Raw genomic sequence first — 19715 nt, 5'->3', positions numbered from 1 at the left:
ATTCGCGACATGAAAACCGGCACACGGCGCAGCTCAGTCGCGAACTCGCAGCCATCCGGGTGCCTTTGAGGCCGCCCCCGCCGAGCCCTGAAGACCGGCGCTAAACATCACCGCGCCGGCTGCATCTGCCGCGCGCGCGCAACGCGCCGCATCATCACTCGCGGCGGGCTGATCTGGCAGGATACCGCCGAGTTACTCTGGGAACAGCATGGGTTCCGCCGGGCTCGGATCGATGCGCCAGAACCATTGTGAGCGTTTAGGTGTATCGGCAGAGCTTAATATGTTGCCTTGGTCGCGGGCAAATCCGACGAAGCCCCCGTGGCGACGGCTTCCTCCGGGATGACGGCTTCCTCCGGCACGACGTGCAGCGCTTGCGGCGCCACGACGGCAAACGGCGCCTCCACGACCGGCGCCGATGCACGACCTAGCGCACGGAGCATGGCCACCACTCCAAGCAGAACGGCCGCCGCTGCCATGAAGTAGAGCACGCCGTTCAGATCGAGATAGCCCATGATCCAGGCACCCGTCAGCGGCCCGATGGTGGAGCCTATGCCGCTCATGAGAATGAGCCGGCCGCTGATCGATACGGCCCCTTCTTGCGCCATGTTGTCCATCGCGTGCGAAACACACACCGGATAGAGCGTGGACATGAAGCCGCCGAGAAGCGCCGCAACCGGCAGGACGAGGCTCAACTGACGCGGCAGGAAGACGAGAACCACGGCAGCCAAGGCAAAGCCGAAGGCCAGCGCGGCGAGGAGCATCCGCCGATCCATACGGTCGGACAACAATCCGACAGGAACCTGAAAAACGAGCCCGCCGAGCACCGCGCTCAGCATGACCAGCCCTATCGTCTCCTGAGGCACGTTGTTTGCCAGCATCCAGCTCGGCACGACCGCGTAGAATGTGGCGCTGATCATGCCGGCGATGGCCGCCCCAAGAATGGCAACCGGAGCCGCGCGCAGGAGCTCGCCGTAAGGCAGCGTAACCGCTTTCGTGACAATGGGCTGCTCGGCCCGCGTCATGCTGACGATGACGAGCGCGGCGGCGAACAGAACGACGATGATGTCGAAAGCCGCGCCACCTTCAAGCGGCAGCCGACCGACAAGCAACTGGCCCAGAGCGAGGGCGAGGAAGGTTCCTACCATGTAGGTGGAGAAGACCTTGCCGCGCAAAGCGGGGGTGGCCTTCGAGTTCAACCAGCTCTCCGTCGCCACGAACAGCCCGACACAGCCGAAACCGATGGCAGCACGCAACAGCGCCCAGGCAAGCGCGTCCACCATGAGGCTCATGCCCACCGTGGCGCTGATCACGATGCCGCCGAAGGCCGCATAACCGCGTATATGCCCAATCCGCTGGATGATCCCGCCGCAGGTGATGGAGCCGATTGTGAACCCCACGAAGAAGGCGCTCATGACAACGCCTTCGAGTGCCGGATTGAAATCCTCAACGCCCAAGCGAAGCGATACGAGGGTCGTAAAGAAGCCGTTCGCCAACTGAACAAGGCTTGTCGCGAAGATGAGCGCTCCGACCTGTGCGTACAATGATCACTCCTTGAGCTTCCCTGAGGTATATGGCTCCAACTTCCGCCCCGCAGCGGGACCCTAACACCCCCAGCCGAATTGTTCATCTTGCGGTGTAGAGGCACATGGCAGGGACACCCGAGGCAGAACCTGAGCACCACCTCGGGGTCATGTTCATCCTGCCGCCCACTGTCGGCAGCCTTAGGCATGAACTCCCGATGCCCCTGTCATACTTGTGTCAGGGGATGATCGTCTTCAAGAATTGATTCATCGGCTGGGACGGCTTGGGACATGCTGACCTCCCATGAGGCCGGCGCGATTTCATGAGAACGAAATGGGAACAAGCCTTACGGGAATGTGGGTATTTTTCCCACAATGGCTCCCATTTTTCTTCCCGTAATTTCACTCACCATCCAAGTTAGTGACTGATTTTAAAAGGAAAAATATTGGCGGAGACGGAGGGATTCGAACCCTCGAGACCCTTTTAGGGGTCTGCTCATTTAGCAAACGAGTGCCTTCAGCCTCTCGGCCACGTCTCCGGTCGGCCGGGCCTGCCCGCTTCAACAACGAAGCACACCCCGCGACGGCGCTCTGTCTAGGTTTCGCAGCGGGTCTGGTCAAGGCCCAACAGCATTTTCGCCAGACCCCTCCCGCGCCGTGCGGGCAAAAAGCCTAAACCGCCATGCCGGCCTCTCAACAGGCGGAACACCTTGCCTCCGGGGCGGTGCCTGGCCGGGAGGCGCGCCCGGCGCCTCGCAGGGACGAGGGGACAACCGGCGAGTGCGGGCGGGCGGTCCCACCGCGCCACCTCGCCGCGCCACCTCGCCCTAACGCAGCCCGACCAGCCGCTTCATCCTCAGCGCCATGCAGATCACCAGCGCGCAGCCGATCGGGAACACGAACTCGTTCACCGCCGTGCCGATCAACCGGGCCGGGGCCACTGCCGTGCCGAGTTGCGCCGCCCGCCACAGGCTCAGCCCGGTCATTGCCCCTGCGGCAAGCACGCCCACCGCGACGCCGAGCAGGAAATAGCTGCGGATGCGGGTCACCTCATGCTGCGACAGATAGCCCAGCACGGCGCCGAGAGCGGCGTATTCCACTCCCTTGATGGCGCAGACGAGATAGAAGAACAGGTCGATCCCCGCCGGGGTAAGGTCCATCGCCGATTGCACGGTGCGCTGCGCGCCCTTGGCGAGGCCCCAGGCCACCGGGCCGGAGACCAGTCCCAGCAGCCCCATCACCAGGGCGCGGTCGCGCCCGGCCACCGTGCCCACCGCGAGGCCGATGCACACCAGCACCGCCCAGCTCACGCCCTGCGCCACATCGCCGAGCACCGCCACGCCGGGCCAGCCGGTACCGAGGCCGAGATTGAGCGCGATCATCAATAGCTGCACGAGGATGCCGAGCAGCACCGCCATCCAGGCGACCATCACCGCGCGCCGCACCGCCTCGGCGGCGATGGAGCCGACGATGCCCTCGGTATAGTCGTCGGAGATCGCGGCATGTCCGCCGCCGACCGGGTCCATGTCCGTCATCGCCCGCCCCTCGGGTGACGCCACGTCAAACTGAAAGGTTAGAGCATCCGGCGCGGAAACGGAACGGATCTCGTGCGGACCGCGCGGCGACCGGCCGAATCCGCCGGGTGCCGGCGCGTCAGCGGGCGCGCTGGCCGAACAGCACCTTCTGCGCGTCCCTGTCGGTGGCGAGGTCGGTCTTGTTGCGGTCCTCGGCATTCACCGAGAGGCCACGCTTCACCGCCGGGCGCGCCAGCATGCGGGCCAGCCACGCCTTGAGGTTGGGGAACTCCTCGATGTTCTGTCCCTGCCGCTCCCACAGCTTCGCCCAGCCGAGGCAGGCGATGTCGGCGATGGAATAGTCGCCGGCGAGATAGTCGCGGTCGGCGAGGCGCTTGTTCATCACCCCGTACAGCCGATGCGTCTCGTTGGTGTAGCGGTCGATGGCGTAGGGCAGCTTCTCCGGCGCATAGATGCGGAAATGGTGCGTCTGCCCGGCCATCGGCCCCAGCCCGGCCATCTGCCAGAACAGCCATTGGTCGACCTCGACCCGTCCGCGCTCGGTAGACGGATAGAACAACCCGGTCTTGCGGCCGAGATACTGCAGGATGGCCCCCGATTCGAACACCGAGATCGGCGCCTCGTCCGGGCCCTGCGGGTCGATGATGGCGGGTATCTTGTTGTTGGGCGAGATCGCCAGGAATTCGGGCTTGAACTGGTCGCCCTTGGCGATGTTCACCGGGATGACCTCATAGGGCAACCCGCACTCTTCCAGCATGATGCTGATCTTCCAGCCGTTCGGCGTCGGCCAGTAATAGAGCTTGATCGGGTTCGTCTGAAGTTCGGCCATGGGCGCAAGGCCCTCCACAGTCCCGCCCCCTTTTGGGCGTCTCGCCAACAGAACTAGGGCCGTGCGAGGCGGCTTGCAAGCGGGGTCGCATTGGGCGCCCCGCAGCGTCGAAGAAGCCGGCAGGGCGGGCGTTTGATCAGGCAACCCTTCGCCACCGGCGGCCATCGCTGCCGCAACGTCGCGAATTGGGATGCCTTCGCGTAAGTATCCGTCGATTACATTCATGTAATGACACGAATTCTGCTTCGGCGGGCCCAATTTGCAACATCGGGCCGGATCTATGCTTTCGGCCGTCCGCCGCTGATGACGGACGCCATGGAGGAACAGGACATGAACCGCAACCTCTTCACCGGTCGTCGCCTCTTCACCGGAATCGCCACCGCCGCCTTCGTCGTCACCTCCGCCGCAGCCTTCGCCGCCAGCCCCGCCCCCGCCGGCACGGCACCGGCACCCGCCGCGAGCAGCTATGCCCCGGCGCAGGCCGCCTCCACACCCGCCGCCAAGCCCACCAGGGTCGCGGAGACCTCCAGGCTCAAAGCCTGCGAGAAGCAATGGAACACCGGCGAAAAGGGCGGCAAACTCAACGACATGACGCGCAAGGCGTTCCTGTCGAGCTGCGTCAAGGGCGCCTGACGCATCCCGGTCCGGGACCCGCGACGGGAACGACGCCCCTCCCCCGCGCGCCGTTCCCCTCGCCGCCGGCGGCGCAGCCGTCACAGCTTCAGCTTGAAACCGTCGAGCCGCTTTTCGAAACCGGCGCGCGCGTAAAAGCGGTGGGCTTGCGTCCGCTGCTTGTGGGAGACCAGCTGCAGCGAGACCGCGCCGCCGCGCCTCGTCCTTGGCGAAAGCCATCATCGCCGAGGCGATGCCGAGCCCGCGCGCCTCGGGATGCACCTGCACCGCCTCGGCGGTGGCCAGCAGCGTGCCGTGGCGTGTCAGCGCCGCACGAGAATCAGCCGAAGGCGTCGGGCACCGGCCCCTGCACCCGCGCCACATAGGGCGTGGTGCACGGGTCAGCGACGATCGCCTCGAAGCCCCGCTCATAGTCGGAAAATGCGCCGGGTCGGCGCTGTCGCGGACGCCGAACATGGTCTCCAGCGCCAGTATGGCGACGATGGCCGGCAGGTCGTCCCGCCGGGCCACCTCGATGGCGATCGCGCCGGCAATGGCCGGTGCCGGTCGCGGCCGTGCCCGCCGGCCCCTCAGATGCCGAGCTTGCCCTTGAGCAGGTCGTTCACCGCCTGCGGGTTGGCCTTGCCGCCGGTCTGCTTCATCACCTGCCCGACGAACCAGCCGAGCATGGTCGGCTTGGCGATCACCTGCGCCACCTTGTCGGGGTTCGCCGCGATGATCGCGTCCACCGCCGCCTCGATGGCGCCGGTATCCGTCACCTGCTTCATGCCGCGGGCCTCGACGAGGGCGCGCGGGTCGGCGTGCTTTTCCTCGCCGATGATGAGAAGGAGAACGTCCTTGGCGATCTTGCCGGAAATGGTCTGGTCGGCGATGAGGTCGACGAGGCCGGCAATCTGCGCCGGCGTGATATGCGTCTCGGCGACCGGGAGGCCGGCCGTATTGGCATAGGCCGAGACGTCGCCCATGATCCAGTTGGCCACCGCCTTGGCGTCGCGCTTGGCTCCGCCATGGGCAACCGCTGCCTCGTAATAATCGGCCGTGGCCTTCTCGGCCACCAGCACGTCGGCGTCATAGGCGGAGAGCCCGTATTCGGCGATGAAGCGCGCCTTCTTCTCGTCCGGCAGTTCCGGCAGATGCGCCTTCAGCTCGGCGACGAAGGCGTCGTCGAACTCCAGCGGCAGCAGGTCCGGGTCGGGGAAATAGCGGTAGTCATGCGCCTCTTCCTTGGAGCGCATGGAGCGGGTCTCGCCACGACCGGGATCGAACAGCCGCGTCTCCTGGTCGATGCTGCCGCCATCCTCCAGGATGCCGATCTGCCGGCGCGCCTCGACCTCGACCGCCTGGCCGATGAAGCGGATGGAGTTGACGTTCTTGATCTCGCAGCGCGTGCCGAAATCCTCGCCCGGCTTGCGCACGGAGACATTGACGTCGGCGCGCAGCGAGCCCTTCTCCATGTCGCCGTCGCAGGTGCCGAGATAGCGCAATATGGTGCGCAGCTTGGTCACATAGGCCTTGGCTTCCTCGGAGGAGCGCAGGTCCGGCTTGGAGACGATCTCCATCAGCGCCACGCCGGAGCGGTTGAGATCGACCAGCGACTGGGTGGGCGACAGGTCGTGGATCGACTTGCCGGCATCCTGCTCCAGATGCAGCCGCTCGATGCCGACCTCGATCGGGCCTTCCGGCATGTCGACCCGCACCACGCCCTCGCCGACGATCGGGTCCTTGTACTGGCTGATCTGGTAGCCCTGCGGCAGGTCAGGGTAGAAATAATTCTTGCGGTCGAACACCGAGCGGTTGTGGATCTCCGCCTTCAGCCCGAGCCCGGTGCGCACCGCCTGCTTCACGCATTCGGCGTTGATCACCGGCAGCATGCCCGGCATGGCGGCATCGACCAGCGAGACATGCGAGTTGGGCTCGCCGCCGAATTCGGTGGAGGCGCCGGAGAACAGCTTGGAATTGGAGGTCACCTGCGCATGGATTTCCATGCCGATGACGATTTCCCAATCGCCGGTCGCGCCCTTGATCAGCTTCTTCGGGTCGGCGGGGCGGGAATGCATGTTCATAAGGGGGCCTCGTCGCAACGGCAGTCTTTGGCAGTCTGACTACTCCCATGAGAGTGTTCCTGGCAACCGGAACGGCGCGCCCGAAGGCGCGGCGCGCGGGTGGATATGAACATCCATACCGATCCACCGATGACGAAGGAGGCGTCCCCGCGCGGGGCGAACGGCAGGAAGAGCCCCTCATCCGGCAAGGCGAGCACCGCGAGCCTCGAAGACGGCTCGCCTCCCGCATCCCCATACCGGCCTCCAGCCCATTCTTCCCTCTTCACGTCGAGGGGAGGTAGCCCGCAAGCTCTTTCCCTCTCCCAATTGGGGAGAGGTGGCCCGCGTAGCGGGTCGGCGAGGGGGCCTTTGCGATTGCGGAGCCAGGGAGCCCCTCCCCCCTCACTCATCGGAGAGACGCGAAAGCCCCCGCCTCGCGCAGATCCACGGGTAAGGCAGCTTTCGCGGCACGGGTGCCAGAAAGCCTCGGCTTCCCTTGCCCTTGCCCTGCCCCCCCTTGCGCGCCTTCCCGCCCCCGCTATCATGCGAACCGGCTGGTGCGGCCGGCCGCTCGCGCCCCTTGCGGGGCATGGTGAACGCACCGATTGCGACCTGTCGACATCCTCCGTCACCCGGCGGTGCCGTCAGCAAGGCGAGCCCTGACACCACGCATCGCCGCAGACGCAGGATCGACCATGTCCGCCCCTTCCGTACTCCATACCCGCCTGGAATCCCGCCAGGACGCCAAGTTCATGGCGAAGGCGCTGCGCGCCGCCCTCGCCGGCCACGGCATCGACCTCCCGCACGGCCACGCCCTCGATCTCGTCGCCGCCCAGTTCGGCGCCAAGGACTGGAACGTGCTCGCCGCGCAGGTGCCGGAGGAGCGCGCGGCCGGCCCTGTCTCCTTCCGCACCACGGCGCCGATCCTGCGCATCTTCGACGAGGCGAAGGCGCTGGATTTCTATGTCGGCTTCCTCGGCTTCACGCTGGACTGGGAACACCGCTTCGCGCCCGGCCTGCCGCTCTATGCGCAGGTCTCGCGCGCCGGGCTGGTGCTGCACCTGTCCGGCCATCACGGCGATGCCACCCCCGGCTCCACCGTGTTCGTGGCGATGGAGGGCGTGCGGGCCTACAATGCCGAGCTGCTGGCGAAGCAGAATCCCAATATGCGGCCGGGCGTCGAGGCGCTGCCATGGGGGCAGCAGATGGAAGTCACCGATCCGTTCGGCAACCGCATCCGCTTCTGCGAGCAGCGCCACGGCGGCGGATGACCGGCGCAGCAGACCGCCGTGGCCGGACGCCGCCGGCGTTCGCGCCCGCCGCCGGGCCTCGCTGCCGCCTCACTGCACCGAGATCAGCGCGTAGGGGCATTGCAGCGTCGGCGACTCCGGTCCGTCGCGGTAGCAGATGATGCTGCGGCTGAGGTCGATGATCAGCTCGGTCGAGTCTTCCTCGCCGTTCGGGCCGGGCCGGCGCATGAACAGCATGCGGTCCGGCTCGATGGTCTTGACGAGGTGATAGTACTCGGCATTGCCGTCCGGCCGCTCCTGGAACTCGCGCCAGACCTTGTCGCCTATGTTGATGACGCTGGCGTCGAGCAGCCGCATCGTCTTGGTCTGCTCGTTGTAATAGGGCGTCTTGAAGCTGATGAGGCGGGCATCGGCCAGCGCCAGCGGTCGCTTGGCGCCGGTATAGAGCGCCACCACCGCCAGGCTCAGCGAGCCGAGCAGGAACAGCGCGAAGGTGAAAAACCCGATCCACGGATGGGTGCTGTGGGTGCGGGCGAGATAGACCACGCCGACGCAACCGATGATGAGGCAGACCAACGCAACGATGCCGAGCCCCGTCTCGCTCGCGGCCCGGATGATCGCCGGGCCGTTCTGAAACAGCGCATTCAACCACTCCATGCCACGCCTCCCCCGTTGGCGACGGCACAGCGCGCCCCCCGCGCGCCCTGGGTTTCCAGGGCGAGAGTGCGCCGGAACGCGCGGTAGCGCAACGGTTTCAGCGCCTTGCGCCAGATCAAGGCCGGATGCCTCCCGTTCCGGCAGGCTCACGGCAAACCCGAGGAGGCGAAACATGCGCATCGACACCATCGACGAGAGGCTCGCCCTGTTCCGGCACATGGCCGGCCATATGGGCCTGCACGCGCTCGACCCGTCGGCGATCCCGCCCGGCGAACTGCGCGCCGGCGCCGAGCGCTGCCTCGGCTGCCGCGCCGGCGCGGCCTGCCGCGACTGGCTCACCCGCGAGGCCGAGAACGCCCCGCCGCCGGAGTTCTGCCGCAACGCCGAAAGCTTCCGCCGATGGGTGGAGGCGGAGATCGACGCTGCCGCCCCGCGCTGAGCCGCCGCCCGGCCGATACTGATCAACCGATACTGATCAACCGATACTGATCAACCCTGTGCCGAGGATCGCCACCACCGCGCCGATCCAGGCGGCGGGCGACGGCGCCACGCCCGAGCGCAGCCACACCATCGGCAGGATCGCCACCGGCGCCATCGAGGACAGCGTCGAGACCACGCCGACATTGCCGCCCGCCAGCGCCGCCATCAGCAGCGCCATGCCCAGCACGGTGCCGAACAAGGCCGAGCAGACCGCCGTCGCCACATTGCGCGGCGTCGCCGGCGCGGTGTCGCGCCGGGCGAAGGGAAACACCGCCAGCGCCACGAAGAACGCCGCGGCGAGGCCGGAGCGCACCGCCATCGCCGCGAAGGGCTCGACGCCGGCCGCCATGGCCGGGCGGGCGAACAGGTTGCCGAGCGCCTGCCCGAGCGCCGTCACCACGCCGAGCCCGATGCCGGTCCAGGCCGGCCCGACCCGCGGCCCCTTCGGTCGCGGCACGCCTTCCGGTGCCGGCATCACAGGCCTGTCGGCCTTTCCTCGCCGCGCCCGCGGCACCCCGACCGCCAGCGCCACGCCCGCCAGCACCAGCGCCACGCCCAGCCCCTGCCGCGCGCTGATGGTCTCGCCCAGCGCGACATAGCCGAAGGCCAGCGCGAAGGGCGAGGTGAGCGCGAACAGCAGCGCGGTGATGCGCGGCCCGGCGGAATAGATCGCGGCGAAATAGGTGGTGCTGGCGATGACGATGCCGAACAGGCCGGAGGCCGCCAGCAGCCCCAGCTGCGTCGCGCCGATGCTGCTCCAGCCGCCGAGCGCGGTGGCGACGGCGGCATTCATCGCGAAGGCGGCGCTCATCTGCCAGCGGGTCAGGCGGAACAGCCCGACGCGCCCGTTCAGCTCGCTGACGAACATGGCGCTCAGCGCAATGCAGCTGGCGGCGCCGACAGCCATGATTTCGGAGAGAAACACGGGATCACGTCCTCGGCGGCCGGGCGCCGCCGTTCAGGCTCCGGCCGTGCGGCCGGGCGCCCCGCTCAAAGCACGGCCACGCCGCGCGCGCCATTCGACCTTCGCGGCAATCTTCGCGCGGCGCTTGTACCGCAGGAGCAACCAAGCTCCCTCTCTCCGACGGGGAGAGGGGTGGGGTGAGGGGTCTTCGACGCGTCCCAATGTCGTACCCCCTCACCGAACCGCTTCGCGGGCCACCTCTCCCCATCGGGGAGAGGCAAGTAAAAAGAAGACGCCGGGATAACCGCGCCGGGCGTCAGCCGAGCCGCTCGTTCTCGTAGTCGACCACCCATTGGATCAGCACCCGCCACAGCCGCTCGGCGAGTTCGGGGGGCACGCCCTTGGTCTCGGCGGTGGCGGTCACCTTCTCCACCACGTCCTCGACCCGCTCGGGCAGCAGCGCCGCCAGCCCCTCGGCCTTCTTCACCGCGATGACGTGCTTCACCACTTCGAAGCGCCGGGCGAGCAGTTCCACCATCTGCGCGTCGAGAGCGTCTATCTCCGCCCGGAAGGGCGCCAGCGCGCGCTCGTTCTCGGGCAGCAGGCGCGCCATCACAGCCACCACTTCTCGGGGCATTCGAAGCGGCCGGCGGCTTCCTCGATCACCTGCGCGAGCGAGAACAGCGCCCCCTCGCCGAACGGCCGGCCGATCAGCTGCAGCCCGAGCGGCAGCCCGTCGCCGGAGAGCCCGGCCGGCACCGCGATGCCCGGCAGCCCCGCCATGTTCAGCGTCACCGTGAACACGTCCTGCAGATACATCTCCACCGGGTCGGCGCCGGATACCTCGCCGATGCCGAAGGCCGGCGACGGCGTCGCCGGCGCCAGCACCGCGTCGATGCCGGCATGGAAGGCGTTCTCGAAATCGCGCTTGATCAGCGTGCGCACCTTCTGCGCCCGCACGTAATAGGCGTCGTAATAGCCGGCGGAGAGCACATAGGTGCCGATCATGATGCGCCGGCGCACCTCGGCGCCGAAGCCGGCGGCGCGGGTCTTCTCGTACATCTCGACGATATCGCGGCCGGGCACCCGCTCGCCATAGCGCACGCCGTCATAGCGGGCGAGGTTGGAGGAAGCCTCGGCCAGCGCCACGATGTAATAGGCCGGCAGCGCGTATTTGCTGTGCGGCAGGCTGATCTCCACCACCTCGGCGCCGGCGTCGCGCAGCCATTGCGCGCCCTCGTCCCACAGGCTGGCGATCTCGCCGGACATGCCGTCGACGCGGTATTCGCGGGGGATGCCGATGCGCATGCCCTTCACCGAGCCGCCCACCGCCTGCTGATAGTCCGGCACCGGCCGGTCGACGCTGGTGGAATCCTTCGGGTCGTGCCCGGCCATGGAGCGCAGCAGCAATGCCGCGTCGTTCACCGAGCGGGCGATCGGCCCGGCCTGGTCGAGCGAGGAGGCATAGGCGATGATGCCCCAGCGCGAGCAGCGGCCATAGGTCGGCTTGATGCCGACGGTGCCGGTGAACGCCGCCGGCTGGCGGATCGAGCCGCCGGTATCGGTGCCGGCCGCGCCAGCGCAGATATGCGCCGCCACCGCCGCCGCCACGCCGCCGGAGGAGCCGCCGGGCACGAGGGGCTGATCGGAGCCGTCGCGCCGCCACGGGTTCACCGTCGGACCGAAGGCGCTGGTCTCGGTGGACGAGCCCATGGCGAACTCGTCCTGGTTCAGCTTGCCGAGCAGCACCGCGCCGTCGCGCCAGAGATTGGCGGTGACGGTCGATTCGTATTGCGGCACGAAGTTCTTCAGCATGTTGGAGCCGGCGGTGGTGCGCACGCCGTCGACCGCATAATTGTCCTTCACGCCGAGCGGGATGCCTTCCAGCATCCCCGCCTCGCCCTTGGCGATGCGCTCGTCGCTGGCCTTGGCCATCTCCAGCGCCTTTTCCGGCGTCGACAGCACATAGGCGTTGAGGTCGCCGGCCGGCTCGATGGCGTCGAGATAGGCCTGGGTGAGCTCGGTGGCGGTGAAATGGCCCTGCGCCAGCCCCTCGCGGGCGGCAGTGATGGTGAGGCGGGTAAGTTCGGTCATCTCGCTCACTCCACCACCTTGGGCACGGCAAAGAAGCCGTCCTCGGCCACCGGAGCGTTGGCGAGCACCCGTTCGGGATAGAAGCCGTCGGTCACCGTGTCCTGGCGCAGCGGCAGCGTCATCGGGATGACGCTGGTCATCGGCTCGACGCCGGTGACGTCGACCTCGGCCAGTTCGTCCACAAAGGCCAGGATGGCGTTCAGCTCGCCCTGGAGATGGACCACTTCTTCCTCGGTGACGGCGATGCGCGCGAGATGCGCGACTCGCCGGACCGTCGCCTGATCGACCGACATCCGAATTCCCGACACGACGTGACAATGCTGCCGCGCCGTATAGCAGGCCGGCGGCGCGTCCCGCAACGCAGCTTGGCGCCGCCGCCACGTCAGGGCGGGGAATTCATCGCGGCCGGTCGCCCGCGCCGCGGGGGTTCAGCTGCCGGCGAGAGCCAGGCACTTGCCGGCGGCTTCGGCATTGGTGCGGGCCGCGCCGCGATCGATCTTGCCGCCCATCGCCAGCGAGCGGGTCTTGTCGGTCACGACGCCGCGCACGTCGCCGCCGGAGCTGATCGACGCGAACGAGGCGGCATAGATCGTCTTGCCGTCGGCATTGAGCCCGGCGGCGCAGGCATCGGCGGCCGCCTTGTCGGCAAGTGCCGGCACCGCGGCGAGGACGAGGGCGCCAAGGCACAGCGAGGCGGCCGCGCTCCGGCGGAGCGTGGTGAAGGGGATCGACATGGAACTCTCCTGTTGTGGATGGATTCAGCGCAGGCCGGGACGATTGACCGGCCCGCCCATATTGACGCCCGGCCCCGGCCGGGCGACGGCGCGCGCCGCCGGGCTGCCGACACACCCCACCGGATAGCCCGGACGGGTGCAATAGATGGCGGCGCGAGCGGCAGGCGCGGGGGCGGTGCGCACCACGCAACCGCGCGGATAGCCCGGGCCGGTGCAATACACCACCGCCGCCGAGACCGGGGCCGCGCTGGCGATCAGCGCGCCGGCGGCCACCATGGCGCCGGCCACGAACGCTCCAGCCGTAGACGGCGAAAAGATAAACCGAATGCCTGTGTAGCGCATGACACGTCCTCGTTTCGGGAGGATTCTCCGCCCACGACGCAATGAACGCCCGACAGTTCCGTTGCGCAACGCCGATTTTTGACCGCGTCTCCCGCGCGCCCACCACATGACGGCAACGCCTCGGCGTTTCCCGGTCATCCCGGCCGGCTGGCCGGTTGAAGCGATGGCGGGGGCAATGTCATAAGGCGACGGAAAATCGGGATACGTCTCCATGCTCGATCCGACCTCATGGCGCGCCCCGGCGGCGGAACGCCGGCCAGAGCTCGAAGCCTTGCGCGCACACCCGCTGTTCGCGCCGGCGGCGCGTCAGGCGGCCGCCGGCATCGTCGCCACCTATCGCGGCAATGCGGTGATGAATCGGCTGCTGAATGATCGCGGGCGCTTCATCCTCTCCATGCTGGTACTCGCCCTGCATTACGAGCCGCCCGGCGCCGGAGGCGGCGGGCTGAGCGCCGGCCGGCTGAAAGCCGAGGCCGCCGGCCTTCAGGTCTGCAGCCCCGGCCGCGCCGTCGCCATGCTGGGCGCCTTCCGGCTGCTCGGCCTCGTCGAATCCATGCCCGATCCCGGCGGCGATCGCCGGCTGAAGCGGCTGGCGCCGAGCGCCCGCCTGCTCGATCTGCACCGCGCGCGCTGGCGCCATCTGCTGGCAGCCATGACGGACCTGGTGCCGGAGGGGGCCGCCGGCCTCGCGCATATCGACGAGCCGGATTTCCTGGCGATCTATATCGATGCGCTGATCCAGCCCTTCCGCGAGGGCTGGCGGCTGCTCGACGACGTGCCGGAGTTGGCGCCCTTCGCCGACCGCGACGCCGGCATCGTCATCGCCCTGTCGCTGATGGAGGCCGGCCACGACCAGCCGCCGCTGCCGATCACCCATCTCGCCCGCCGGTTCGGCGTCTCCCGCTCGCATGTCCTCGGCCTGCTGCGCGCCGGCGAGGAGGCGGGGCTGCTGCGCCGGCCCGATCCGCGCGGCGGCGCGCTCGCCGAGCCGGCGCTCGCGGAGGCGCTGAACGATTTCGTCGCCGTCGCCTTCCTGATGCAGGCCCAGGCGGTGCGCCGCGCCTGCGCCACCCTCGGCCAAGCGATCCCTTCCTCCTGAATGAAGACACTTAGTTCTGCAGAGACGGGATTAGGTGGGATTAGCCGGGAACAGGCGGGACAAAGCCTTATCCGGCGGGCGGTTGCGGCTTCTGCCGGGCGGCGCGGGCGGCGGTGGCCGTTTCTGCAGAAGGTGGAAAAAATCGGCGGTCGGGACAGATGATCTTGCAGAAAGGCGGCGCAGGAGGCTCCGCCTTTCAAGAGCATGGCAAGCGGCTCTTAACATCATATCAGCGACCTCTCAAAGCGGCTCGGCGGTGGTGTCGAGACCGATGTCGCCTCGGCCGACTTCGGTGATTGATGACACGCCGGGGATCAGCAGCACCGAAACATCTAGGCCGTCGAGGGTCACCTTTGGCGTGCGGCTGTTCGCGATCTGCTGCACTAGTTGCCCGAGGACAACGCGGCGTTCATCGTCGGACGAACGGCCTGCGTACATCTTCATGAGAACGTCGATCGTGCGGAAATATACCGGCACATCACGAGGAGTGCCGTTCATATGGATGGTTATGGCGCCAAGAGTTTTCTTGTCATCCATTGACACCGCGTCGAGACGAATATTGTCGGTCACCACAAATGTGCAGCTTGCCCGAACAGCGGCGCTGCAGTTAGCCTTGGCAACACGGGTGGGGTTTTTCAACGCCTTCGCTGATTTGTTGAAATCAGTGGCGAAGTCAGCAAGTTTTCCGCCGAGAGGGTCGGCAGTCGCGGCGCCGCAGAGAGTGATGAGCACGGCAGTTAACACAAAAACGCGGCGCACGGTGTTCTCCCTAGACCTCGTGTTCAACCCAGCGGACGCGGCCGACTATAGCGAAAGGCTCGGCTTGTGGCACATCCCGTTCGGGATAGACCGGGTTGTCCGAGGCCATGATTAGCTTTCCCGGTGCGCGATGTAGACGCTTCACGAAACTCTCGTCGCCGACGGTAAAGACGTAAATCTTCCCGTCGATAAATCGGGAAGCTGCATCGGGCGATACGTCGATCAATAGTTTATCGCCATCCATGATCGTCGGCGACATGCTATCGCCGGCAGAATCGAGCACTCGCGCCCACTGAGGCCGTAAACCGAGACTTGCGAGAAGGTCGCGACGAACCGGCGCGGTGCCTTCAGCTTCTTTCACGATCATGGCGCCCAACCCAGCGGACGCACGGAAAGTCAGCCGCTGGACATCGACGAAGCGATCGTCCTGAAACGATTGAGCTTGCGCCAGCCCCTCCGTCACAACGGGCGCCTCGGCCAATGACAGAAGCCAATCCACCGAGCTGCCCGTTGCTGATGCGATGCGAGCGAGCGCCGACGCCTTGGGCTCGTGAACGCCCCGGTAATAGTTGTAGAGCGACCCCCTCGGCACGCCGCTCTTAGCCGCAACGGCATCAACACCGCCGGCGCCATCGATCGCCTGGACAAGTCGCCCCTGGAATTCCGACTTCGGTTCCGAAACTCGGATCTCGGAACCTGACTGCGGTTCATCGCTTCCGAGATCGATTTTCCTATTCGACGGCAGCAACTTAGCCCCCATGGCACGCATTTTTTCCGTTTCCTGAACTCGGAAGCGAAAAGAAGCTGGACATATGTTCCGGAATCGCTAATTCTGATGTCCGAAACCTGACACTTCTGCACCGAAAGCCGGATGCCGAGGTGTCGTGAACGTCTCGGAATCGGAACCCAACAGTGCGGAAAGTCAGCGCTGACTTATCACAAGACTGGCACGCCGAGCAGGTCAAGGCGGCCGTCCGCATGCGCGGGGCCAAGCTTTCGCAGCTCGGCATCGCCCACGGCTACGAGGCGTCGACGATCTACAAGGTCTGGACCCGCCCGTGGCCCGAGCTTGAACGCATCATTGCGACGTTCCTCGAACTGAAGCCCCAAGACATCTGGCCCTCCCGCTACGACCGCGCCGGCCGCCCCAAGCGCCAGCGATCCAACGGTAAGCGGATGGTTAATGACCGTCTCCGTCAAAAATCGAAGGCCGCCTAGACATGCCTGTCTCGCAGACCATCAAGCTCGCCGACATCATCGTTGCCGATCGCCTGCGCGCGGTCGACGAGGACCGCGCCCTCTTCCTCGCCGCCAACATGAAGGCGGAAGGGCTCAATGTCCCGCTTGAGGTGCGTCCGCACCCGAAAAAGGCGGGCAAGTACCTCCTCGTCTCCGGCGGCCATCGGCATCGCGGCGCCGTCATCCTCGAATGGGAGGATATCGAGGCCGTTGTTCTCAGCCTGTCGCCCGATCAGGCGCGGCTGCGCGAGATCGACGAGAACCTTTATCGCACCGAGCTGACCGAACTCGACCGGGCGGTATTCCTCGCCGAGAAGAAGCGGCTTTACGAGAAGCTGAACCCGTCGACGAAGCACGGCGGCGACCGTCGCTCCGACCAAGCCGCCATTTTTGGCGACATGGTCCCGCGCTTCTCCCAGGAGGCTTGCGAGAAGCTCGACCTTTCGGAACGCTCGCTGCAGCGCCTGCTCAAACGCGCCACCCTGCCGGCCGACGTCCGCGCCCGGCTGGCCGGTACGCCCATGGCGAACAAGGGGGCCGATCTCGACGCGCTGGTAAAGCTGCCGCCGGAGCAACGCATGCCGGTGCTCGACCTGATGTTCGGCAAGGCCGATGACGCTCCGCGCTCCGTTGGCGAGGCTTCGCAGCGGCTGGCCGGCGCCCGGCCGGCGGTCGTGTCGAAGGAAGACGCCCAGTACGACGCGCTGCTGAAGGTCTGGAAAGCCGCCGGCACCGCCGCCCGCAACCGCTTCGCCGACTTCATAGCCGAGCACGGCGGCAATGAAGCGGAGGCTGCGTGATGTCGGACATCACCGTGAGGGTCGGCGGGCAAAAGTATCTGGTTAGCGGCGAGGGCCGAGGCGCGACCGTTCGCGTCATCATTCCCCGGTCAGTGGTGAACGTGGACGGGTTCCGCACGCTCAAGCACGGCTCGGTGCTGTGGAAGGCGGCGGTGAAGCAGGCGGCGTATGAACGCGCCCGGCCGGAGGCCAAGTGATGCCGCCCCGCCTGCCGCACATCCCCACCGGCCCGCGCCGGGACGACGCCGACCGGGCGCCCGTCCTTCTCGCTGTCGCCGTGCTGCTCCTCTCCCTGACCATTGGCTTCTGGCTCGGCGTGATCTTCCACGCGGCCATCCTCTGAGGCTCCCATGTCGCGCCGTCGTCACCCTGATCAACTGGACCTGCTGGGCTGGGAGCCAAGCGAGCCGGTGCGTGCCTTTGAGGCACACACGGTTCGCGCGGCCAGCCTTGCCGCCTCCATTTCAAAGGCGGTGTCGCAGAGCCTGAAGCAGTGCGCGCTCTCTCGCGAGAAGGTCGCCGCGCGCATGAGCGAGTATCTCGACGAAGCCGTCAGCAAGCCGATGCTGGACGCCTACGCCTCCGAGGCACGCGGCGAGCACATCATCAACGTCGTGCGGTTTATCGCGCTGATCGAGGCGACCGGGGACCGCCGGCTCCTCGAATTCATCGCCAGCCAATTCGACTGGGCGGTGATCGAGCGCCGCTACCTGCCGGCGATCGAACTCGCCGAGCGGCTGGAAAAGCGCGCCGAGATGGACCGCGAGATTGAAGCGAACCGCCGCCAGCTCAAGCGCGGGGGCGTTCTGTGAAAGAGTTCTTCTCCCCCGCCGACCTCGTCGCCCTGAAGCTTCCTGACCTTCCTGACACAGAACGCGGCATCCGGCTCATGGCCGACCGTGAAGGCTGGCGCGCGCCGGCTCGCGAGTATCCGGCCGCACCGGACGGCGTGTGGCGGCGGCGCGAAGGGCGCGGCGGCGGCTACGAGTACCGCTATGACGTGCTGCCCACCAATGCCAAGCGCAAGCTGATGCTGGCGCAGCGGCGCGATCTGGCGAAGGACGTGCGGGCCGAAGCGAAGGCCGGCCTTGCCCGCGACGCCCGATGGGACTGGTTCGAGGCGCTGCCGGAAGTTCGCCGGGAGAAGGCGCGCGAGCGACTGGCGGTGCTGAACGCGGTGCATGACCTGGTCATGGCCGGCCGGGCGCGCGACGTCGCGATGATGCATGCCGCCGCCGAGGCGAAGGTGTCGCTGCGCACCCTATATAGCTGGGCCGAGATGGTGGCCGGCGTCGCCAAGGCCGACTGGCTTCCGTACCTGATGCCACGCCATGCCGGGCGGCAGGCCGAGGCGGATTGCTCACCGGAAGCGTGGGAGTGGTTCAAGGCCAACTATCTGCGGCAGGCAGAGCCATCGGTGGCGCATTGCTATCGCCAATTGCAGGCGGTGGCGCGGGCACAGGGCTGGACGATCCCCTCGCAGAAGACGCTGGCTCGGCGCATCGCCGCCCTCGACGAGACAACGCGGGTGTTCCTGCGCAAGGGGCCGGAGGCGCTCAAGCGCATGTATCCGGCGCAGGAGCGCGACCGCTCGGCGCTGCACGCCCTGGAAGCCGTGAACGCGGACGGCCACAAGTGGGACGTCTTCGTGAAGTTCCCCGATGGCGAGGTCACCCGGCCGTGCCTCGTTGGCTTTCAGGACATCTATAGCGGCCTGATTCTGTCGTGGCGGGTCGACAAGACCGAGAACAAGGCGGCGGTACGGCTGGCCTTCGGCGACCTCGTCGAGACCTACGGCATTCCCGACCACGTCATTTTCGACAACGGCCGCAACTTCGCGTCGAAGTGGATCACCGGCGGCGCGCCGACCCGCTTCCGCTTCAAGGTGAAGGATGACGAACCGGCCGGTGTGGTGATCGACCTCGGGTGCCAGTTGCACTGGGCGACGCCGTACCACGGTCAGGCCAAGCCGATCGAACGCGCATGGCGCGACTTCGCCGGCAACATTGCCCGAGACGTCCGGTTCGAAGGCGCCTGGACCGGCAACAGCATCGCCAACAAGCCCGAGAATTACGGCAATCGAGCCGTGCCGCTCGACCTGTTCCTGCAAGTCGTCTCCGAAGGTGTCGTTGAGCACAACACCCGGCTCGGCCGTCAGTCCAAGACGTGCAATGGCGACAGCTTCACCAATGTCTTCGCCACCTCTTACCAATCGTCGCCGATCCGGCAGGCGAGCCCGATGCAGCGGCTGAAATGGCTACTTCCGGCCGAGGCGATCACCGCCCGCAAGCCGGATGGCGCGCTGATCCTCGCCGGCAATCGATACTGGGCCGAATTCCTGCTGAACCATATCGGCCGGAAACTGGTGCTGCGCGTCGACCCGCAGGCGCTGCAGCAGGACGCCCACGTCTACGAGCTGAACGGCTCCTACCTCGGCAAGGCGCCCTGCATTGAGGCCGCCGGCTTCTTCGACACCGACGCCGCCCGCGCCCATGCCCGCGCCCGCACCGAGTTTCTGCGCGCCGCCAAGGCGATGGCAACGGCCGAGCGGAAGATGACGCTGGATCAGGTTGCCGAGCTGATGCCGAGGATTGAGACGCCCGAGCTGCCGGAAACCCGGATCGTCCGGCCGTATTTCGGCAATGCCGCCGTCGCGCTGCAGCCCGCCAACGAATTCGAGGCGGAGGCCAGCGAAGACAGCTTCTTCCACCAGTTCAACCAAAAGGCCGCCCGGTTCCGGGTGGTCCGAAACGAAGACGGCGCCGGCGATTGAGCCCGCCGACGCCGCCATTAGTCCA

The 19715-nt window shown here is 67.1% G+C and carries 23 protein-coding genes and 1 tRNA gene; 10 read left to right on the top strand and 14 right to left on the bottom strand.

The genetic code is table 11. The features are described 5' to 3' along the window. Positions 1-275: 275 nt before the first annotated feature. The 4 genes from KHC24_RS03820 to KHC24_RS03805 all read right to left on the bottom strand — a co-directional run bounded on the left by KHC24_RS03820 (position 276) and on the right by KHC24_RS03805 (position 3884). Positions 276-1541 carry an MFS transporter gene (locus tag KHC24_RS03820; RefSeq protein ID WP_213359483.1) on the bottom strand — a complete coding sequence of 422 codons (1266 nt, stop codon included), beginning with the start codon at positions 1539-1541 and terminating at the stop codon, positions 276-278. A 426-nt stretch (positions 1542-1967) separates the two neighbouring features. Beyond that, positions 1968-2059 (bottom strand) — tRNA-Ser (locus KHC24_RS03815). 288 nt (positions 2060-2347) lie between these two features. Further along, positions 2348-3055 carry a hypothetical protein gene (locus KHC24_RS03810; RefSeq protein ID WP_213359482.1) on the bottom strand — a complete coding sequence of 236 codons (708 nt, stop codon included), beginning with the start codon at positions 3053-3055 and terminating at the stop codon, positions 2348-2350. 118 nt (positions 3056-3173) lie between these two features. After that, positions 3174-3884: a glutathione S-transferase family protein gene (locus KHC24_RS03805; RefSeq protein WP_213359481.1), complete on the bottom strand. Its 711-nt coding sequence runs from the start codon at positions 3882-3884 to the stop codon at positions 3174-3176. A 330-nt stretch (positions 3885-4214) separates the two neighbouring features. Here KHC24_RS03805 and KHC24_RS03800 point away from each other — a divergent pair, with 330 nt between their 5' ends. After that, a complete protein-coding gene (locus KHC24_RS03800; protein ID WP_213359480.1) occupies positions 4215-4517 on the top strand; it encodes a hypothetical protein in 303 nt (100 codons plus the stop codon). Between the two features lie 569 nt (positions 4518-5086). Here KHC24_RS03800 and gatB read toward each other — a convergent pair. Then, positions 5087-6580 carry an Asp-tRNA(Asn)/Glu-tRNA(Gln) amidotransferase subunit GatB gene (gene gatB, locus KHC24_RS03795; RefSeq protein ID WP_213359479.1) on the bottom strand — a complete coding sequence of 498 codons (1494 nt, stop codon included), beginning with the start codon at positions 6578-6580 and terminating at the stop codon, positions 5087-5089. Positions 6581-7284: 704 nt separating this feature from the next. Here gatB and KHC24_RS03790 point away from each other — a divergent pair. Then, positions 7285-7830: a glyoxalase superfamily protein gene (locus tag KHC24_RS03790; protein WP_213361072.1), complete on the top strand. Its 546-nt coding sequence runs from the start codon at positions 7285-7287 to the stop codon at positions 7828-7830. 69 nt (positions 7831-7899) lie between these two features. On the opposite strand, the gene KHC24_RS03785 is transcribed toward KHC24_RS03790, so the two are convergent. Then, the gene (locus tag KHC24_RS03785; protein ID WP_213359478.1) at positions 7900-8466 is read right to left on the bottom strand and encodes a cytochrome b family protein; all 567 of its coding nucleotides are present in this window, start codon (positions 8464-8466) and stop codon (positions 7900-7902) included. A 172-nt stretch (positions 8467-8638) separates the two neighbouring features. On the opposite strand from KHC24_RS03785, the gene KHC24_RS03780 reads away from it, so the two are divergent. Continuing rightward, positions 8639-8905 carry a DUF6455 family protein gene (locus KHC24_RS03780; RefSeq protein ID WP_213359476.1) on the top strand — a complete coding sequence of 89 codons (267 nt, stop codon included), beginning with the start codon at positions 8639-8641 and terminating at the stop codon, positions 8903-8905. A gap of 36 nt (positions 8906-8941) precedes the next feature. On the opposite strand, the gene KHC24_RS03775 is transcribed toward KHC24_RS03780, so the two are convergent. From KHC24_RS03775 to KHC24_RS03750, 6 genes are all read right to left on the bottom strand, one after another. Beyond that, positions 8942-9871 carry a DMT family transporter gene (locus KHC24_RS03775; RefSeq protein WP_213359474.1) on the bottom strand — a complete coding sequence of 310 codons (930 nt, stop codon included), beginning with the start codon at positions 9869-9871 and terminating at the stop codon, positions 8942-8944. 295 nt (positions 9872-10166) lie between these two features. Then, entirely contained in the window at positions 10167-10463 is a 297-nt protein-coding gene (locus KHC24_RS03770) for a chorismate mutase (protein ID WP_213359472.1), read from the bottom strand. After that, positions 10463-11944 (bottom strand): Asp-tRNA(Asn)/Glu-tRNA(Gln) amidotransferase subunit GatA, encoded by a 1482-nt coding sequence (gatA, locus tag KHC24_RS03765; protein WP_213359470.1) that lies wholly within the window; start codon positions 11942-11944, stop codon positions 10463-10465. Before gatA ends, KHC24_RS03770 begins: the two co-directional genes overlap by 1 nt. Positions 11945-11949: 5 nt before the next feature. After that, positions 11950-12237: an Asp-tRNA(Asn)/Glu-tRNA(Gln) amidotransferase subunit GatC gene (gene gatC, locus KHC24_RS03760; RefSeq protein ID WP_213359469.1), complete on the bottom strand. Its 288-nt coding sequence runs from the start codon at positions 12235-12237 to the stop codon at positions 11950-11952. A gap of 135 nt (positions 12238-12372) precedes the next feature. After that, on the bottom strand, positions 12373-12678 hold the full coding sequence (locus KHC24_RS03755) for a hypothetical protein (protein ID WP_213359468.1): 306 nt from the start codon (positions 12676-12678) through the stop codon (positions 12373-12375). 24 nt (positions 12679-12702) lie between these two features. Beyond that, positions 12703-12966 carry a hypothetical protein gene (locus tag KHC24_RS03750; RefSeq protein ID WP_271180645.1) on the bottom strand — a complete coding sequence of 88 codons (264 nt, stop codon included), beginning with the start codon at positions 12964-12966 and terminating at the stop codon, positions 12703-12705. Between the two features lie 265 nt (positions 12967-13231). On the opposite strand from KHC24_RS03750, the gene KHC24_RS03745 reads away from it, so the two are divergent. Then, a complete protein-coding gene (locus KHC24_RS03745) occupies positions 13232-14119 on the top strand; it encodes a helix-turn-helix domain-containing protein (RefSeq protein ID WP_213359465.1) in 888 nt (295 codons plus the stop codon). A gap of 240 nt (positions 14120-14359) precedes the next feature. On the opposite strand, the gene KHC24_RS03740 is transcribed toward KHC24_RS03745, so the two are convergent. Both KHC24_RS03740 and KHC24_RS03735 read right to left on the bottom strand, forming a co-directional pair. Next, complete coding sequence (locus KHC24_RS03740; protein WP_213359464.1) at positions 14360-14878, bottom strand: hypothetical protein; 519 nt, start codon at positions 14876-14878, stop codon at positions 14360-14362. A gap of 10 nt (positions 14879-14888) precedes the next feature. After that, positions 14889-15647, bottom strand: a complete 759-nt coding sequence (locus tag KHC24_RS03735; protein ID WP_213359461.1) for an XRE family transcriptional regulator — start codon at positions 15645-15647, stop codon at positions 14889-14891. A 143-nt stretch (positions 15648-15790) separates the two neighbouring features. Here KHC24_RS03735 and KHC24_RS03730 point away from each other — a divergent pair, with 143 nt between their 5' ends. Genes KHC24_RS03730 through KHC24_RS03705 form a run of 6 tightly spaced genes read left to right on the top strand, consistent with a single transcriptional unit; the run spans position 15791 to position 19690 of the window. Continuing rightward, positions 15791-16096 carry a helix-turn-helix domain-containing protein gene (locus tag KHC24_RS03730; protein WP_213359458.1) on the top strand — a complete coding sequence of 102 codons (306 nt, stop codon included), beginning with the start codon at positions 15791-15793 and terminating at the stop codon, positions 16094-16096. Positions 16097-16098: 2 nt separating this feature from the next. Further along, a complete protein-coding gene (locus tag KHC24_RS03725; protein ID WP_213359456.1) occupies positions 16099-16917 on the top strand; it encodes a ParB N-terminal domain-containing protein in 819 nt (272 codons plus the stop codon). Next, the gene (locus tag KHC24_RS03720) at positions 16917-17114 is read left to right on the top strand and encodes a hypothetical protein (protein ID WP_213359454.1); all 198 of its coding nucleotides are present in this window, start codon (positions 16917-16919) and stop codon (positions 17112-17114) included. The genes KHC24_RS03725 and KHC24_RS03720 overlap by 1 nt, the downstream gene beginning before the upstream one ends. Next, positions 17114-17260, top strand: coding sequence for a hypothetical protein (locus tag KHC24_RS03715; RefSeq protein ID WP_213359451.1), 147 nt, complete (start codon positions 17114-17116; stop codon positions 17258-17260). Before KHC24_RS03720 ends, KHC24_RS03715 begins: the two co-directional genes overlap by 1 nt. A gap of 7 nt (positions 17261-17267) precedes the next feature. Further along, positions 17268-17729: a DNA transposition protein gene (locus KHC24_RS03710; RefSeq protein ID WP_213359448.1), complete on the top strand. Its 462-nt coding sequence runs from the start codon at positions 17268-17270 to the stop codon at positions 17727-17729. Then, the gene (locus KHC24_RS03705) at positions 17726-19690 is read left to right on the top strand and encodes a transposase domain-containing protein (RefSeq protein WP_213359446.1); all 1965 of its coding nucleotides are present in this window, start codon (positions 17726-17728) and stop codon (positions 19688-19690) included. Before KHC24_RS03710 ends, KHC24_RS03705 begins: the two co-directional genes overlap by 4 nt. Positions 19691-19715: the final 25 nt, after the last annotated feature.

Origin of the sequence: Ancylobacter defluvii, assembly GCF_018390605.1 — a bacterium.
Classification (GTDB): Bacteria; Pseudomonadota; Alphaproteobacteria; order Rhizobiales; family Xanthobacteraceae; genus Ancylobacter; species Ancylobacter defluvii.
The sequence above is the reverse complement of the archived record's forward strand: the minus strand, read 5'-3'. Positions and strand labels throughout refer to the sequence as shown.

Excerpts from the sequence above, each read along its gene's own strand:
- KHC24_RS03810 (WP_213359482.1), bottom strand. The coding sequence starts at position 3,055 with ATGACGGACATGGACCCGGTCGGCGGCGGACATGCCGCGATCTCCGAC.
- KHC24_RS03805 (WP_213359481.1), bottom strand. The coding sequence starts at position 3,884 with ATGGCCGAACTTCAGACGAACCCGATCAAGCTCTATTACTGGCCGACG.
- KHC24_RS03800 (WP_213359480.1), top strand. The coding sequence starts at position 4,215 with ATGAACCGCAACCTCTTCACCGGTCGTCGCCTCTTCACCGGAATCGCC.
- gatB (WP_213359479.1), bottom strand. The coding sequence starts at position 6,580 with ATGAACATGCATTCCCGCCCCGCCGACCCGAAGAAGCTGATCAAGGGC.
- KHC24_RS03785 (WP_213359478.1), bottom strand. The coding sequence starts at position 8,466 with ATGGAGTGGTTGAATGCGCTGTTTCAGAACGGCCCGGCGATCATCCGG.
- KHC24_RS03780 (WP_213359476.1), top strand. The coding sequence starts at position 8,639 with ATGCGCATCGACACCATCGACGAGAGGCTCGCCCTGTTCCGGCACATG.
- KHC24_RS03770 (WP_213359472.1), bottom strand. The coding sequence starts at position 10,463 with ATGGCGCGCCTGCTGCCCGAGAACGAGCGCGCGCTGGCGCCCTTCCGG.
- gatA (WP_213359470.1), bottom strand. The coding sequence starts at position 11,944 with ATGACCGAACTTACCCGCCTCACCATCACTGCCGCCCGCGAGGGGCTG.
- gatC (WP_213359469.1), bottom strand. The coding sequence starts at position 12,237 with ATGTCGGTCGATCAGGCGACGGTCCGGCGAGTCGCGCATCTCGCGCGC.
- KHC24_RS03755 (WP_213359468.1), bottom strand. The coding sequence starts at position 12,678 with ATGTCGATCCCCTTCACCACGCTCCGCCGGAGCGCGGCCGCCTCGCTG.
- KHC24_RS03745 (WP_213359465.1), top strand. The coding sequence starts at position 13,232 with ATGCTCGATCCGACCTCATGGCGCGCCCCGGCGGCGGAACGCCGGCCA.
- KHC24_RS03735 (WP_213359461.1), bottom strand. The coding sequence starts at position 15,647 with ATGCGTGCCATGGGGGCTAAGTTGCTGCCGTCGAATAGGAAAATCGAT.
- KHC24_RS03725 (WP_213359456.1), top strand. The coding sequence starts at position 16,099 with ATGCCTGTCTCGCAGACCATCAAGCTCGCCGACATCATCGTTGCCGAT.
- KHC24_RS03720 (WP_213359454.1), top strand. The coding sequence starts at position 16,917 with ATGTCGGACATCACCGTGAGGGTCGGCGGGCAAAAGTATCTGGTTAGC.
- KHC24_RS03715 (WP_213359451.1), top strand. The coding sequence starts at position 17,114 with ATGCCGCCCCGCCTGCCGCACATCCCCACCGGCCCGCGCCGGGACGAC.
- KHC24_RS03710 (WP_213359448.1), top strand. The coding sequence starts at position 17,268 with ATGTCGCGCCGTCGTCACCCTGATCAACTGGACCTGCTGGGCTGGGAG.